Source organism: Azospirillum sp. TSO5, assembly GCF_003116065.1.
GTDB lineage: Bacteria > Pseudomonadota > Alphaproteobacteria > Azospirillales > Azospirillaceae > Azospirillum.
In genome coordinates, this window is the sequence record NZ_LGQY01000154.1 from 1 (window position 1) to 14,114 (window position 14,114).

Below are 14,114 nucleotides of genomic sequence, written 5' to 3' on the forward strand. Positions count from 1 at the left end.
ACGAGAACGTGGTTCAGCATCTCGGCGGCGTTCTTGCCGACGTCCTCGATCGACTTGACGACGCGGACGCCGCCCTTGCCCTCGGGGTTGTCCTTGAAGCGGCCGGCGCCGCGGCCACCGGCGTGGATCTGGGACTTCACCACCCAGACCGGACCGCCGAGTTCACGGGCGACCGTCTCGGCCTCCTGCGGGGTGTAGGCAACGCCGCCGCGGGGAACCGCGACGCCGTACTTCTTCAGCAGGCTTTTCGCCTGGTACTCATGGATGTTCATCGGGCGTCCATCTGTTTTTTGGTTCGGCTGACGAGAACGGGTCGACTGAAGGACAAGACGGGCGCACCACCGGCGCCGTCCCGGACCCGGAAAATGGGCCGGGACGGTGCCGGAGACCGCGCACTCCGTTCTTTAGGAAGCGGCCTTCTCGGCGTCCAGCTTCTTGACGACGTCGACCAGAGTCTTCACCGCGTCGACGGAGTTCTGGAACATCGCCTTCTCTTCGTCGTTCAGCTCGATCTCGATGATCTTCTCGACGCCGCCGGCGCCGATGATCGTCGGGACGCCGACGTAGAGGTCGTCCTGGCCATACTGGCCGCTCAGGTGGGCGGCGACCGGCAGAACGCGCTTCTGGTCCTTCAGGTAGGACTCGGCCATCTGGATGGCGGAAGCGGCCGGGGCGTAGAAGGCCGAGCCGTTGCCCAGCAGCTTGACGATCTCGGCACCGCCGTCACGGGTGCGCTGAACGATGGCGTCCAGCTTCTCCTGCGTGGTCCAGCCCATCTTGACCAGATCGGGCAGCGGGATGCCGGCGACGGTGGAGTAGCGCACCAGCGGGACCATCGTGTCGCCGTGGCCGCCCAGCACGAAGGCGGTGACGTCCTCGACCGAGACGTTGAACTCTTCGGCCAGGAAGTAGCGGAAGCGGGCCGAGTCGAGCACGCCGGCCATGCCGACCACGCGCTCCGGCGGCAGGCCGGACGCCTGCTGCAGCACCCACACCATCACGTCGAGCGGGTTGGTGATGACGATGACGAAGGCGTTCGGGGCGTGCTTGCCGATGGCCTCGCCGACGGTCTTGCAGACGCCGCTGTTGATGCCGATCAGGTCGTCGCGGCTCATGCCCGGCTTGCGCGGGATGCCGGCGGTGACGATGACGACGTCGGCGCCCTCGATGGCCGAATAATCGTTGCCGCCGGTCAGGCTGACGTTGTAGCCCTCGACCGGGGCGGCCTCGGCGAGATCAAGAGCCTTGCCGGCGGGGGTGCCTGGGACGATGTCGAACAGGACGACGTCGCCCAGTTCCTTCTGAGCAGCGAGCAGAGCCAGCGTGCCGCCGATCTGGCCGGCACCGACGAGCGCAATCTTCTTGCGAGCCATGGAGCGTTCCCTAAAACGTTTGAGCGTCCCCCATTCAGCGGGAGACTAGAACCGTTGGTCATTCTAACGTCTTAGGGATCCAGCGCCCCGAGATTTCGGAAGCGTAGGTAGCGCGTTTTGTCGCGGAGGGCAAGCCTGACCGCTAGCGAGGCATTGCAGCTTTGCGTCGCACCCCCGATGATCCTTTCCAACGCCTGGACCGTTCGGCTTTATACGTATGGTTCGCGTCCGGTCCTTACCTTGTTCAAAGATGGTCGAAGGAGAGCGCAGATGGCCCAGCTCGTGGCCCGTATCATTCCCGGTCTGACCATGTCGCTGGCGCTTGCCGCCGGCATCGCCGGTGCCTCAACGGCCCAGGCCCAGACGGTCGGCGACTATACCGCCGCCATCACCGCCGCCCCGATCACCGACGCGGTGGCGGAGGGCAGCATCGCCTATTGCCGGCCGCTGACCAACTACGTCTACACCTCGATCCCCGCCGACCAGCGGGCGAACTGGGTGCTGCCGCTGGTGACGCTGGACGGCTCGCAGTCGGCGGAACTGGCCGCCAAGCGCGACGCCTGCCTGAAGGTGCGCCAGCTGCCGCTGATCGCCTTCGACGCCGGCACCGGCGAGCAGATCGTCACCCCGGCCGAAGCAATGGAAAGCCCGACCGACCGCGGCCCCTATTACAAGGAGGTCTCGCCCGACACCCCGGTGCCGCGCACCGGCCGCGCCACGCCGCGCCAGCCGATGCCGCGTGGCGGCATGCAGCAGCCTTACTGATCGGTTCCCTTACGGCCCGATGCCGTAGCGTTCCAGGTGTCGGGCCATCTCGGCGGAGGACAGCGGGAAGCCGCTGCCCTGCCGGGCGTTCAGCATGGCGCGCGGGCGGATGCCGGCCGCGCGGGCCTGGATCTGCATGGCGCAGCGCATCGACAGGCCGGCGCGCCAGACCAGGGCGGTGACCGCCTGCGGGTCGTGGGCGTCCAGGATCAGGTCCACCACCTCCGGCGCCACGCGGGCGCGCAAGGTCAGCGCAGCCCGCACGAATCCGGCCTCGTTCCACGACATCGCGTCGCCCAGCGCCGTCTCGTCCAGCTTGCCCAGCCGGTGCAGGCGGACGGCGCGGCGTTCCGGCGACTCGGCCGAGTCGGGGGCTTCGGCCCAGTCGATGCGGCGGCGGGTGGTGGCGGCGATCTCCGCCACCGTGGCGTCGTCGAAGTCGGGACGCCGCCTCAGAGTCTCCACCACCGCCAGATCGACGAAATCGGCCAGCCGCAGCGCCAGCCGGCGGGGCAGGGCGGGACGGCGGGCCAGCTTTTCCCGCCAGTCCGGATGGTGGGCCGACCGCTCCACCAGCGATTCCAGCGTCGGTTCGGCGATCACCGCCCCGCTGTTGTCGAGCAGGATCCCGGTGGCCTCGGCATGGCCGCTGCCGGCGATGGCGTCGGACAGGGCGACGCCGATGCTGTGGCGCCGGGCGATGGCCGACAACGCCCAGCCGGCAGGGGCGGCAGCGACGATGTCCAGCAGATCCTCGTCGCTGAGCGCCGCGCAGCAGCGCAGAACCGGCTCCGCCACCGTCCGTTCGACATCGCGCGCCAACGTCGCCACCACCGAAGGCGGGGCGCAGGCGATGTCCTTGATCGCCGTCGCCAGCGCCTCGCGCACCCGGACGATGTGGTCGCGGGCCAACTGCTCCAGCGCACGGATCGCCACCGTGCTGACGGTGTCGGCCCCGCCCGGCGGCAGGTCGGGCAACAGCCGGCACAGCTTGCCGGCGAGGGTGGAGCGCACGTCGGCATCGCCCATCCCGGCCAGCCGCGATTCGACCAGCACGTCGCCGACCTGCCGGGCGATGCCGCGGCCGGGCGCAGAGGGCAGTGCAGAGGGCGGTGCGGAGGGCGGCGCTGCCTGGAGCGGTTCCGGCTCCGGTGACCCGGCGAACAGGTAGTCCATCAGTTCGGGCGCGACGCCGCAGTCCGTCTCCGGCGGGAGTCGGGGGGAGGGGCGGGATGGGGAGCGCCGGGCTGTCACCGGACCAGTAGCCTTGTGGTTGTGCCGCCGCTCAACGAAGCGGGGACGGCTGTGAGAGCATCGGCACCATCGAAGCGCCTGTCCGGTTAACGGCTCCCTAATATGGGCCGGCGGTTGCCTCCGGGCTCAGGCCAAAAAAAAGGCCGCAGCCCATGCGGGCGCGGCCTTTAGTCTAGGGAGGAAACGCACTGCAAAATGCAGTAACGAGGCGGAGTTTAAGCCTGCGGCCGTGTTAGCGGTACCACGGTTTTCGAATTGGTGCGGTGCGATACCCGCATAGCGCAGTATGGAATATCGTTAGGTTTGCCCATCCGGTGGGCGGAAAGGCAGTTTTTCGCACTCTTTTCGGGCATATAGTCAGTAGCGGGTCAGGTGAACGATCAATTTTGAAAATGATCGCGCCCGTGAATGTTCGCGAGCGAAAAAGCATCTTGCGATTTGGGCATCCCTGCTTGATGGCGTTGTGGCCCATACGGTGGTAGGCCGGGCTTTAGCGGGCGGGCGTTGCCTTGATCCGGCTGAACCGGTATCGTGATAGCGTTATTGATACTATCATGCTTGATGCCAAGGCGGGGCGCATGGCGAAGGTCGAGGATATCGTACGGCGGATGCTGACCGTGCCGCACGACGTGCCGTTCGCAGACGTCGCAAAGGTTTGTGAACATTATTTCGGACCGCCCCGCCAACGCGGAACGAGCCATGCCGTGTATCGCACCCCCTGGCCCGGCGACCCGCGTGTCAACATCCAGCAGGGCAAGAACGGCAAGGCCAAGGGCTATCAGGTGAAGCAGGTCGTGCAGGCCATCGATCGGTTGCTGACCCAAGGGCGACAGGAGAATGACGATGCCGAATAGCCATTACACCTATCGTGTCACGTGGTCGCCGGACGATCGGGAATTCGTCGCCACCTGCGTGGAGTTTCCCGGCCTCTCCTGGCTCGAGGAGGACGAGATCGAGGCACTGCGCGGCATCCGCAAGCTCGTGGCGGAGACGGTCGAGGATATGCGGACGAATGGCGAGGCCGTTCCCGAGCCGCTGGCCGACCGTGAATATTCGGGAAAGATCCTGCTTCGGACAACGCCCGACCTGCATCGCCGGCTGGCGATTGAAGCGGCCGAGGCGAAAGTGAGCCTGAACCGCTACGTGAACGCCAAGTTGGCGCTGAACGGCTAGCCTTCACTTTCCGATGCGGCGGATGGTCGTCATGGACAAAAAAATGGCCATGGGCAGCTTGGTGCCGTCCATGGCCTTGTCGTTCAGCGCGTCAAGCGGGCGTCAGGCCGCCAGCTTCTCGCGGATCAGCGCCTTGGTCTCGTCGATGCCGTAGAGCTGGATGAAGGAGCCCATGCGCGGGCCGGTGGTCTGGCCCAGCAGCACCTCGTACAGCGCCTGGAACCACGCCCGCAACTCGGTGAAGCCGTGGGTCTTGCCGACCTCGAACACCTCGTTCTGGATGGTGTCGGCGCGGGCGTCGGCCGGCAGGCTGTCCAGCTTGGCCAGCAGGTCCTGCAAGGCGGCGCGTTCGGCGTCGGTGGGGGCGCGGAACCGCTTGGTCGGCTTCACCTGATCCTGGTAGTAGCGCACGGCATAGCCGACCATGCTGTCCAGGAACGGGCTGTTCTCCGGCGTGGCATCCGGCGCGTAGCGGCGGATGAAGCCCCACATGGTGTCCTTGGTCTCGGCATTCGCCGCACCCGCCAGATTGAGCAGCAGGTTGAAGGACACGTCGGAGCGCACGGCCGGCGGCTTGCCGTTGTGGATGTGCCAGGCCGGATTCTCCAGCTTCTTCGCCGGCTCCTCGCCATGGACCTTGTCGACGAAGGTCAGGTATTCGTCGACGGCGCGCGGGATGACGTCGAAATACAGGCGCTTGGCCGACTTCGGCTTCTGGAACATGTAGAGGGCGAGGCTTTCCTGCGGGGCGTAGGCAAGCCATTCCTCCATCGTCAGGCCGTTGCCCTTCGACTTGGAGATCTTCTGGCCCTTGTCGTCGAGGAACAGCTCGTAATTGAAGCCCTCCGGCGGGGTGCCGCCGAGGATCCTGCAGATCTTGCCGGCGAGATCGGCCGACGGGATCAGGTCCTTGCCGTACATCTCGTAATCGACGCCGAGGCCGAACCAGCGCATGCCCCAGTCGGGCTTCCACTGCAGCTTCACATGGCCGCCGGTGACCGGAAGCTCCACCTTCTTGCCGTCCTCGTCCTCGAAGACGATGGTGCCGGCATCGACGTTGCGCTCCAGCATCGGCACCTGGAGAACCCGGCCGGTGGAGGGGGAGACCGGCAGGAAGGGGCTGTAGGTCGCCTGACGCTCGGCGCCGAGGGTGGGCAGCATCACCGCCATCACCTCGTCGTAATGGCGCAGGATGCCGAGCAGCGCCTCGTCGAAGCGGCCGGACTTGTACCAGTCGGTGGAGGACTGGAACTCGTACTCGAAGCCGAAGCTGTCGAGGAAGGCGCGCAGCCGGGCGTTGTTGTGGGCGCCGAAGCTGTCATGGGTGCCGAAGGGATCGGGCACCTGGGTCAGTGGCTTGCCGAGGTTGGCCGCCACCATCTCCTTGTTGGGGATGTTGTCGGGGACCTTGCGCAGCCCGTCCATGTCGTCCGAGAAGCAGAACAGCCTGGTCGGAATGTCGCTCATGGTCTGGAAGGCGTGGCGCACCATGCTGGTGCGCGCCACCTCGCCGAAGGTACCGAGATGCGGCAGGCCCGACGGACCATAGCCGGTCTCGAACAGGACATAGCCTTTGGCGGGCGGCGCTTTCGCGAAGCGCGCGACCAGTTTGCGCGCCTCCTCGAACGGCCATGCCTTCGCCTGCAACGCCAGATCCCGTTCGCCGGTCATCGTCGGACCCTTTCGAAACCACATAGATAAAGTTGGTAATGAGGGCAAAGACCCTAGGGCCGGGCGGGCGTGGCGTCAACCGTGGGGGTGTCCGGTGGGGTACGTGTTCCGGGCTACTTGCGGCACCCGTGCGCCCGGTCCATCCTGCGCCGCCCGCAGGATCGGCCTTGCGGGAGAGGTCGGGGTTGGCGAGGTCTTTGGGCGATGAGCTGGCTGTATCTGGTGGTGGCGATCCTGTTCGAGGTGGTTGGCACCTCCGCGATGAAGATGTCGGACGGGATGACGCGGCTGGGTCCGGCGGCGGCGGTGGTCGTGTGCTACGGCGTCGCGTTCGTGCTGCTGGCCAAGGCGCTGCGCACCATGGAGGTCGGCATCGCCTATGCCATCTGGTCGGCGGCGGGGACCGCGGCCATCGCCGCCATCGGCGTGTTCGTCTTCGGCGAGTCGGTGACGGTGATGAAGGTGGTCGGCATCCTCCTGATCGTCGCCGGGGTCATCAGCCTGCACATGGCGAACGGCGCAGCCTGATCGCGATAGTCAGGTGTTGACCTAAGTATTTTCTCCCGCTAGGGTGCCGTCATGGATGCAGCACTCGACAGGACGTTCCGTGCGCTGGCGGACCCCACGCGCCGGGCGGTGATCCAGGCGCTCGGGCGCGGACCGGCGTCGGTCGGCGACCTTGCGAAACCCTTCGGCATGGCTCTGCCCAGCTTCCTGCAGCACCTGAAGATGCTGGAGGACAGCGGGCTGGTCGAAACGCGCAAAGAGGGGCGGGTGCGCACCTGCACGCTGAAGCCGGAGGCGCTGGCGGCCGCGGAAAGCTGGCTGGAAGCCCAGCGGAGCCTGTGGACAAAGCGGCTCGATCAACTGGACAGCCTGGTGTTGGACCTGAACAAACGGGAGGAAGGGACACCATGACCGATGTGGTTTTCAACCCGCAGCTCGACCTTGAACTGAAGCGCGAGGTCGCGGTGCCGCCGGGCCTCGTCTGGCGGGCCTGGACCGAGCCGGAGCTGCTGATGAAGTGGTTCACGCCGGCGCCCTGGCGCACCACCGCCTGCGAGATCGACCTGCGGCCCGGCGGCAAGTTCCGCACGGTGATGGAAGGGCCGAACGGCGAGAGGAACGACAGCACCGGATGCTTCCTGGCCGTGGAGCCCGAGCGGCGGCTGGTCTTCACCGATGCGCTGGGTCCGGGCTTCCGCCCCACCGGCGGCGGCTTCATGACCGCGTCCGTGACCATCGAGCCGACGGCCGGCGGCACGCTTTATACCGCCATCGCGCTCCACAAGGACGAGGCGTCGAAGAAACGGCATGAGGAGATGGGCTTCCATCACGGCTGGAGCGCTGCGCTCGACCAACTCGTCGCCCTGGTGAAGGGCATGTAAGGAAAGGGGCGGCCTTAAGCCCCGACCTTGAACGGGTTCACCTGCCGGGCGGCGCGTTCGACCGCCTCGGCGGGGCCGGGGCGGCCCAGGTAATAGCCCTGGGCGATGTCGCAGCGCAGGGTGCGCAGGGCTTCCAGCGTTTCGGCGTCCTCGACGCCTTCGGCCACGGCGGTCAGGTTCAGGCTGTGGGCCATCTGGATGACGGCGGCGGTGATCTTGGCGCTGTCGTGGTTGCTGGTGAGGTCGGCGACGAAGCTGCGGTCGATCTTCAGCTTGTCCACCGCCAGACGGCCGATGTAGGACAGGTTGGAATAGCCGGTGCCGAAATCGTCGATCGACACCTGTACGCCCATCGCCTTGATGCGGCGCAGATTGTCCATCACCAGATCGGTGTTCTGGATCAGCATCGATTCGGTCAGCTCCAACTCGAGCAGCAGCGGGTCGAGCCCGCTGTCGGTCAGGGCCCGCGTCACCGTGGCGACGAGGTCGTTGCGCTGAAGCTGCAAAGCCGACAGGTTGACCGCCACCGACAGCGACAGGCCGCGGGCATGCCATGCCGCCGCCTGCCGGCAGGCCTCCGTCAGGACCCAGGCGCCGATGGGCACGATCAGGCCGCTGTCCTCGGCGATCGGGATGAAGTCGCCGGGCGGGACCATGCCCTTGTCCGGGTGGTTCCAGCGCACAAGCGCCTCCGCGCCGGTCACGGCACCGCTCTCCAGGCTGACCTGCGGCTGGTAATGGATCAGGAACTCCCCGCGGTCGAGCGCGCGGCGCAGGCCGCTGCGGGTGGACAGGTGGGCCACCGCCTCGGCGTTCATCGCCTCGGCATAGAAGCGGTGGGTGTCGCGGCCGGCCGCCTTGGCGTGGTGGAGCGCGGTGTCGGCGTTCTTCAGCAGGGTGGCGAAGTCCTTGCCGTCGGCCGGGGCCAGCGCCACGCCGGAGGACAGGGTGACGGTCAGCTCGTGCCCGCCGACCTGGAAGGGCTCGGCCATCGCCTCGTGCAGGGAGGCGACGGTCTCCACCACCGAATCGATGTCGGACTGGCCGGACAGCAGCAGGATGAACTCGTCGCCGCCGCCGCGGCTGACGGTGTCGGTGTCGCGCACCGCCGCCTTCAGCCGCTCCGCCACCGCGCGCAGCAGGGCGTCGCCGACGGCGTGGCCGAGGCTGTCGTTCACCGTCTTGAAGCGGTCGAGGCCGCAGGCGACCAGCGCGACCAGCCGGCCGTTGCGCTCCGACCGGGCCAGCGCCTGTTCGGTGCGGTCCTGCACCAGGACGCGGTTGGGCAGCAGGGTCAGCGCGTCGTGGCGCGACAGATATTCCATCCGTTCCTGCGCCGCCTTGCGGTCGGTGATGTCGCGGACGAGGACGAGCAGCCGGCGGTCGTTGCCGTCGATGACGGCGCGCCGCAGGCTGACCTCCACCCAGAACAGCGATCCGTCGAGCCGGCGGGCATGCCATTCGAACAGCTGCGGTTCACCGTCGGCCGCCTTGCGGATGCAGGCCGCCGCGTCATCCCGCGTGTAGGGCGGCACGCCGGAGCTGAGCATTCCGACATTGATGTCCGACAGCGGGATGTCGCCCACCCGGTACATCTCCTTCATCCGGCGGTTGCCCTCCAGGATGGCGCCGCTGTCCAGGTCATGGATGAGGATGGCGTCGGTGACGCTGTCGAAGATGGTGCGGACGCGTTCCTCGCTGGCGGTCAGGGCCGCCACCGCGGTGCGCAGGCTTTGCGTCTTGCTTTCCACCTGCCGGCGCAGCAGCAGCACCCACACCAGCGCGCCGACGCCCAGCACCGCCAGTCCGCTCAGCAGCTTGAGCAGCAGGTCCATCATCTGGGGGCTGACGATGCCGGTGAGGCTGCGGCCGAGCCAGCGCTCCTCGATCGCCTTGCGCTCCTGCGGGGTGATGCGGGCGAAGCCGTCGGCGACCAAACGGTAGAGCGTGACATTGCCCTTGCGCACCGCCCAGTGCAGTTCGCCGGTATAGAGCGGATCGGTGTAGCGGAAGCGTCCCTGCACACCGCGCTTGGTCATGTAATAGCGGGCGGACGGGTCGTCCATGCAGAAGACCCGGGTTTCCTGCCGCGCCGCGGCCTCCACCATCGCTTCGAAACCAGGGTAGCGCTGGAAGGCGGTGATACCCTGGTCGGTCAGCCATTCGGCGCAGAAATCACCGTCCTTCACCCCGACCGTGAAGGCGCGCAGCGACTCCACTCCGGTAATGCCGCTGAGGTCGGCGCTGAACCAGATCGGCACGTCGACGCGGGCATAGGGCTTCGAGAAATCATAGAGCACGTCGCGCGCGCTGTTGCGGAAGATCGTCTCGATGACGTCGGCGGCCCCGGTGTCGATGGCCTGGCGGGCGAGGCTCCAGTCGGTGGGCATCATCTGGACCGGGATTCCGGTCTTCTGCGACCACAGCGCCCACAGATCCTTCACGATGCCGACATGGACGCCGTCGGGGGTGCGGAAGCTGTAGGGCGGGTAATTGTCGTCCAGCGTCACCCGGATTTCCGCCGGGCGCGGACCTGCGTCCGGAGTTGCCGCCGCCGGCGCCGGCGCACTGATCGCAATCGCCGGGTCGCCGGCCAGAAGGGACAGCAGAAGGAAGGCAAGCAACCGCAAGGCGCCCTGGCGCGCCGCGAGGCGGATCATGGCGGCGCACCGGCGTGGACGGTCGACGGACAGCGCTTGGCGGACATGGACATGGCCCTTGCCGAGGTCATGGACAGCGCAGGCGTGCGAGGCCTTCGCCATCCCACCGCCATCGCCAGCTTATCAGACAGGGTAACCCGTTCGACGCGCTGCGGCAACGAGGGGTTCTCCCAACCCTGTGACAAGCTCCCGCAGTGAGGGAAAGTGGCTGAGGGCCGCCGGGCGATCAGGGGGTATGGTCGGCGGGTGGCCGGGTGCCGGGTTCACTTTTTGCTTGGGCGCGCAGGGCGTCGCGGATTTCCTCCAGCAGCAGCTCCTGCCGAGGCGGGGTCTTCGGCGCTTCCTTGTGCAGGACATGCAGGCGGTTGACCTGCCGGACGATCATGAACAGGGCGCCCGACACAATCAGGAAATTGATGCAGCTGTTGATGAAGCGGCCGTAATTGACGGTGGCCGCTCCCGCCTTCTCGGCGGCCTGCAGCGAGTCGTAATGGCCGCCCGACAGGCTGATGAAATAGTTCGAAAAATCGATGCCGCCCATGATCCAGCCGATCGGCGGCATCAGGATGTCCTTGACCAGGGAATTGACGATCCCGGTGAAGGCGGCACCGATGATGATGCCGACGGCCAGTTCCACGACATTGCCGCGGCTGATGAATTTCTTGAATTCTTCGAACATGGCGTCCCGTTTTTTCCGTGGTTACGGATGGGAAACGGGGTGGGGAGGGGTTGGTTTCAAGTGGGGGCTTTTGCCCCCTCCCTAACCCTCCCCCGCTTCGCGGGAGAGGGGACTGCCGCTGTACCGGCAAACTCACCCTCTACCGCTGAAAGCGGGGGAGGGAAGGGGCCCGCGGCGAAGCCGTGGGAAGTGAGGGGGCACCGGCAGGCACCCCACAACCCACTTACGCCATGCGGCCGTGGCAGTGCTTGAACTTCTTGCCCGACCCGCAGGGGCAGGCGGCGTTGCGCGGGGTGTTTTCCATCACCTCGGCCGGCAGCGGCTGGTCTTCCGGCGTGCCCACGAGCGAGGAGGCGAGCGACGAGGCGCGGACCATGCCGTCGGGCAAGGCTTCGCCTTCACCCGCACCCATGCCCGCCATCGCCAGCGCCGGGTCCATGCGGCCCTCGTGCATTTCCTGCATCTGGCGGGCGAACAGTTCCTCCTGCGACGGCGCCATGCGGATTTCGACATGCATCAGGATGGTGGTGACCTGCTCGCGCAGGGCCATCAGCATCGAGTCGAACAGCTCGAACGCCTCGCGCTTGTACTCGTTCAGCGGGTCCTTCTGGGCATAGGCGCGCAGGTTGATGCCCTGGCGCAGGTGGTCGAGCTGGAGGAGGTGGTCCTTCCATTCCTGGTCCAGGATCTGGAGCAGGATGCTCTTCTCCACATGCCGCATCGTCTCGGCGCCGTAGGCCTCCTCCTTGTCCGCATATTTGCGGTCGGCGGCCTCGCGCACGCGCTCCTCGATCTCCGGCTCGGCGATGCCCTCTTCCTTGGCCCACTCGTGCACCGGCAGGTCCATGCCCAGCACGCGGTTGACCGCCTCGTGCAGGCCGTCGATGTCCCACTGCTCGGAGTAGCTGTTGGCCGGGATGGCGGCGGACACCATGTTGGCGATGATCTGGTGGCGCATCTCGCGGATTTCCTCCGCGATGTCCTCGCTCTCCATCACCTCGTGGCGCTGTTCATAGACGACCTTGCGCTGGTCGTTCATGACGTTGTCGAACTTCAGCAGGTTCTTGCGGACCTCGAAGTGATGCGCCTCGACCTTCTGCTGCGCCTTTTCCAGAGCCTTGTTGATCCAGGGATGGATGATCGCCTCGCCCTCCTTCAGGCCGAGACGCTGGAGCATGCTGTCCATCCGCTCCGATCCGAAGATGCGCATCAGGTCGTCTTCCAGCGAAAGGAAGAACTTCGAGGTGCCGGGGTCGCCCTGACGGCCGGAACGGCCGCGCAGCTGGTTGTCGATGCGGCGGCTCTCGTGCCGCTCGGTGCCGACGACATAGAGGCCGCCGGCCTGCTTCACCGTCTCGCGCGCCTCGGCGATCTCGGCCTCGATCTGCTTGATGCGGGCTTCGCGCTCCGGGCCTTCCGGGATGTCGGCCAGTTCGACCTCGATCCGCATCTGGAGATTGCCGCCCAGCTGGATGTCGGTGCCGCGGCCGGCCATGTTGGTGGCGACGGTCACCGCGCCGGCGCGGCCGGCCTGGGCCACGATATAGGCTTCCTGCTCGTGGTGGCGGGCGTTCAGGACGTTGTGCGGGATGCCGCGCTTGGTCAGCAGCTCCGCCAGCAGTTCCGACTTTTCGATCGAGGTGGTGCCGACCAGCACCGGCTGGCCGCGCTTGCGGGCATCCTCGATCAGGTCGATCATCGCATGGTATTTCTCGGTCGCGGTGCGATAGACCTCGTCGTCGTGGTCGATGCGCTTGACCGGGACGTTGGTCGGGATGTCGACGACCTCAAGCCCGTAGATCTCGCCGAACTCCGCCGCCTCGGTCAGCGCGGTGCCGGTCATGCCGGCCAGCTTCGGATAGATGCGGAAATAGTTCTGGAAGGTGATGGAGGCCAGCGTCTGGTTCTCGCGCTGGATCGTCACCTTCTCCTTGGCTTCCAGCGCCTGGTGCAGGCCTTCGGAGAAGCGGCGGCCTTCCATCATGCGGCCGGTGAACTCGTCGATGATGACGACCTTGTCGTCCTTGACGATGTAATCCTTGTCGCGCTGGAACAGCATGTGGGCGCGCAGCGCCTGCTGCGAATGGTGGACCAGCGCCACGTTTTGGATGTCGTAGAGGCCGCCGGTCTTCAGCAGCCCGGCCTCGGCCAGAAGCTGCTCCATGTGCTCCTGACCGGCCTCGGTGAAGCTGACGGAGCGGTGCTTCTCGTCCTTCTCGTAATCCTCGGGAACCAGCATCGGGATCAGCCGGTCGACCTGGACATACATCTCTGACGAATCGGTGGAGGGGCCGGAGATGATGAGCGGGGTGCGCGCCTCGTCGATCAGGATCGAGTCGACCTCGTCGACGATGGCGTAGTTGAAGGGCCGCTGGACCAGTTCCTCCAGCCGGAACTTCATGTTGTCGCGCAGATAGTCGAAGCCGAACTCGTTGTTCGTGCCGTAGGTGATGTCGGCGGCGTAGGCGGCGCGGCGCTCGTCGTCGTCCAGCCCATGGACGATGCAGCCGGTGGTCAGGCCGAGGAAGCCGTAGACCCGCGCCATCCAGCCGCTGTCGCGCGAGGCGAGATAGTCGTTCACGGTGACGACGTGGACGCCCTTGCCTTCCAGCGCGTTCAGGTAGACGGCCAGCGTGGCGACCAGCGTCTTGCCTTCACCGGTGCGCATCTCGGCGATCTTGCCGCTGTGCAGCACCATGCCGCCCATCAGCTGCACGTCGAAATGGCGCTGGCCCAGCACGCGCTTGGCCGCCTCGCGCACGGTGGCGAAGGCGTCGGGCAGGATGTCGTCCAGCGTCTCGCCCTTGGCCAGCCGCTCGCGCAGCCAGTCGGTGCGACCCTTCAGCTGGTCGTCCGACAGCGCGGCGACCGACGGCTCCAGCGCGTTGATCTGAGCGACGGTCTTGTGCAGCGCCTTGACCGCGCGCGTGTTGGCGGTGCCGAAAATCTTGCGGGCGAGAGCGCCGAACATGAAAACCTCGGGAGTAAAGCGGAATGTGGGCCAGCCTATCGACGGGTCTCACATAGGACTATGGCAAGGCCCTGTCAACGAGACCGGGCCGGTGGGGCGCCGGTTGCGGCATTTGCGCGGCCGGTTCGGGTGGGGGAGGAGCGGGGCGGGGAAGCGGGCGGGTAAGCGGATGGGGGCGGG

General features: G+C 66.7%; 13 protein-coding genes. 6 read left to right on the top strand and 7 right to left on the bottom strand.

What is annotated here, in order from left to right; translation table 11 throughout:
- The coding region (locus tag TSO5_RS30280) for an ATP-grasp domain-containing protein (protein WP_199231066.1) at positions 1 to 272 on the bottom strand (272 nt) is incomplete at its 3' end.
- A gap of 132 nt (positions 273 to 404) precedes the next feature.
- Positions 405 to 1,373 (bottom strand): malate dehydrogenase, encoded by a 969-nt coding sequence (gene mdh, locus TSO5_RS30285; protein WP_109155085.1) that lies wholly within the window; start codon positions 1,371 to 1,373, stop codon positions 405 to 407.
- Positions 1,374 to 1,643: 270 nt separating this feature from the next.
- Here mdh and TSO5_RS30290 point away from each other — a divergent pair, with 270 nt between their 5' ends.
- Positions 1,644 to 2,138, top strand: a complete 495-nt coding sequence (locus TSO5_RS30290; protein ID WP_109155086.1) for a hypothetical protein — start codon at positions 1,644 to 1,646, stop codon at positions 2,136 to 2,138.
- A gap of 9 nt (positions 2,139 to 2,147) precedes the next feature.
- Here the strand turns inward: TSO5_RS30290 and TSO5_RS30295 are convergent, their stop codons facing one another.
- On the bottom strand, positions 2,148 to 3,314 hold the full coding sequence (locus tag TSO5_RS30295) for a DUF2336 domain-containing protein (protein WP_109155087.1): 1,167 nt from the start codon (positions 3,312 to 3,314) through the stop codon (positions 2,148 to 2,150).
- A 632-nt stretch (positions 3,315 to 3,946) separates the two neighbouring features.
- Here TSO5_RS30295 and TSO5_RS30300 point away from each other — a divergent pair.
- Together TSO5_RS30300 and TSO5_RS30305 are read left to right on the top strand one after the other, a co-directional pair.
- Positions 3,947 to 4,246, top strand: coding sequence for a hypothetical protein (locus TSO5_RS30300; RefSeq protein WP_199231067.1), 300 nt, complete (start codon positions 3,947 to 3,949; stop codon positions 4,244 to 4,246).
- Complete coding sequence (locus TSO5_RS30305) at positions 4,236 to 4,565, top strand: type II toxin-antitoxin system HicB family antitoxin (protein ID WP_109155088.1); 330 nt, start codon at positions 4,236 to 4,238, stop codon at positions 4,563 to 4,565. Before TSO5_RS30300 ends, TSO5_RS30305 begins: the two co-directional genes overlap by 11 nt.
- A 102-nt stretch (positions 4,566 to 4,667) precedes the next feature.
- Here the strand turns inward: TSO5_RS30305 and TSO5_RS30310 are convergent, their stop codons facing one another.
- Entirely contained in the window at positions 4,668 to 6,236 is a 1,569-nt protein-coding gene (locus tag TSO5_RS30310) for a lysine--tRNA ligase (RefSeq protein ID WP_109155089.1), read from the bottom strand.
- Positions 6,237 to 6,440: 204 nt separating this feature from the next.
- Here TSO5_RS30310 and TSO5_RS30315 point away from each other — a divergent pair, with 204 nt between their 5' ends.
- The 3 genes from TSO5_RS30315 to TSO5_RS30325 are packed head-to-tail and all read left to right on the top strand — an operon-like array spanning position 6,441 to position 7,624.
- Complete coding sequence (locus TSO5_RS30315; RefSeq protein ID WP_109155090.1) at positions 6,441 to 6,764, top strand: multidrug efflux SMR transporter; 324 nt, start codon at positions 6,441 to 6,443, stop codon at positions 6,762 to 6,764.
- Between the two features lie 51 nt (positions 6,765 to 6,815).
- Entirely contained in the window at positions 6,816 to 7,154 is a 339-nt protein-coding gene (locus TSO5_RS30320) for a metalloregulator ArsR/SmtB family transcription factor (protein WP_109155091.1), read from the top strand.
- A complete protein-coding gene (locus TSO5_RS30325; protein WP_109155092.1) occupies positions 7,151 to 7,624 on the top strand; it encodes an SRPBCC family protein in 474 nt (157 codons plus the stop codon). Before TSO5_RS30320 ends, TSO5_RS30325 begins: the two co-directional genes overlap by 4 nt.
- 14 nt (positions 7,625 to 7,638) lie before the next feature.
- Here TSO5_RS30325 and TSO5_RS30330 read toward each other — a convergent pair whose 3' ends face one another.
- From TSO5_RS30330 to secA, 3 genes are all read right to left on the bottom strand, one after another.
- Positions 7,639 to 10,386: an EAL domain-containing protein gene (locus TSO5_RS30330; RefSeq protein WP_247871040.1), complete on the bottom strand. Its 2,748-nt coding sequence runs from the start codon at positions 10,384 to 10,386 to the stop codon at positions 7,639 to 7,641.
- A gap of 124 nt (positions 10,387 to 10,510) precedes the next feature.
- Positions 10,511 to 10,963 (bottom strand): large conductance mechanosensitive channel protein MscL, encoded by a 453-nt coding sequence (mscL, locus tag TSO5_RS30335; RefSeq protein ID WP_109155093.1) that lies wholly within the window; start codon positions 10,961 to 10,963, stop codon positions 10,511 to 10,513.
- 223 nt (positions 10,964 to 11,186) lie between these two features.
- Complete coding sequence (gene secA, locus TSO5_RS30340) at positions 11,187 to 13,934, bottom strand: preprotein translocase subunit SecA (protein WP_109155094.1); 2,748 nt, start codon at positions 13,932 to 13,934, stop codon at positions 11,187 to 11,189.
- Between the last annotated feature and the right edge of the window lie 180 nt (positions 13,935 to 14,114).

Excerpts from the sequence above, each read along its gene's own strand:
- mdh (WP_109155085.1), bottom strand. The coding sequence starts at position 1,373 with ATGGCTCGCAAGAAGATTGCGCTCGTCGGTGCCGGCCAGATCGGCGGC.
- TSO5_RS30290 (WP_109155086.1), top strand. The coding sequence starts at position 1,644 with ATGGCCCAGCTCGTGGCCCGTATCATTCCCGGTCTGACCATGTCGCTG.
- TSO5_RS30295 (WP_109155087.1), bottom strand. The coding sequence starts at position 3,314 with ATGGACTACCTGTTCGCCGGGTCACCGGAGCCGGAACCGCTCCAGGCA.
- TSO5_RS30300 (WP_199231067.1), top strand. The coding sequence starts at position 3,947 with ATGCTTGATGCCAAGGCGGGGCGCATGGCGAAGGTCGAGGATATCGTA.
- TSO5_RS30305 (WP_109155088.1), top strand. The coding sequence starts at position 4,236 with ATGCCGAATAGCCATTACACCTATCGTGTCACGTGGTCGCCGGACGAT.
- TSO5_RS30310 (WP_109155089.1), bottom strand. The coding sequence starts at position 6,236 with ATGACCGGCGAACGGGATCTGGCGTTGCAGGCGAAGGCATGGCCGTTC.
- TSO5_RS30315 (WP_109155090.1), top strand. The coding sequence starts at position 6,441 with ATGAGCTGGCTGTATCTGGTGGTGGCGATCCTGTTCGAGGTGGTTGGC.
- TSO5_RS30320 (WP_109155091.1), top strand. The coding sequence starts at position 6,816 with ATGGATGCAGCACTCGACAGGACGTTCCGTGCGCTGGCGGACCCCACG.
- TSO5_RS30325 (WP_109155092.1), top strand. The coding sequence starts at position 7,151 with ATGACCGATGTGGTTTTCAACCCGCAGCTCGACCTTGAACTGAAGCGC.
- TSO5_RS30330 (WP_247871040.1), bottom strand. The coding sequence starts at position 10,386 with ATGGCGAAGGCCTCGCACGCCTGCGCTGTCCATGACCTCGGCAAGGGC.
- mscL (WP_109155093.1), bottom strand. The coding sequence starts at position 10,963 with ATGTTCGAAGAATTCAAGAAATTCATCAGCCGCGGCAATGTCGTGGAA.
- secA (WP_109155094.1), bottom strand. The coding sequence starts at position 13,934 with ATGTTCGGCGCTCTCGCCCGCAAGATTTTCGGCACCGCCAACACGCGC.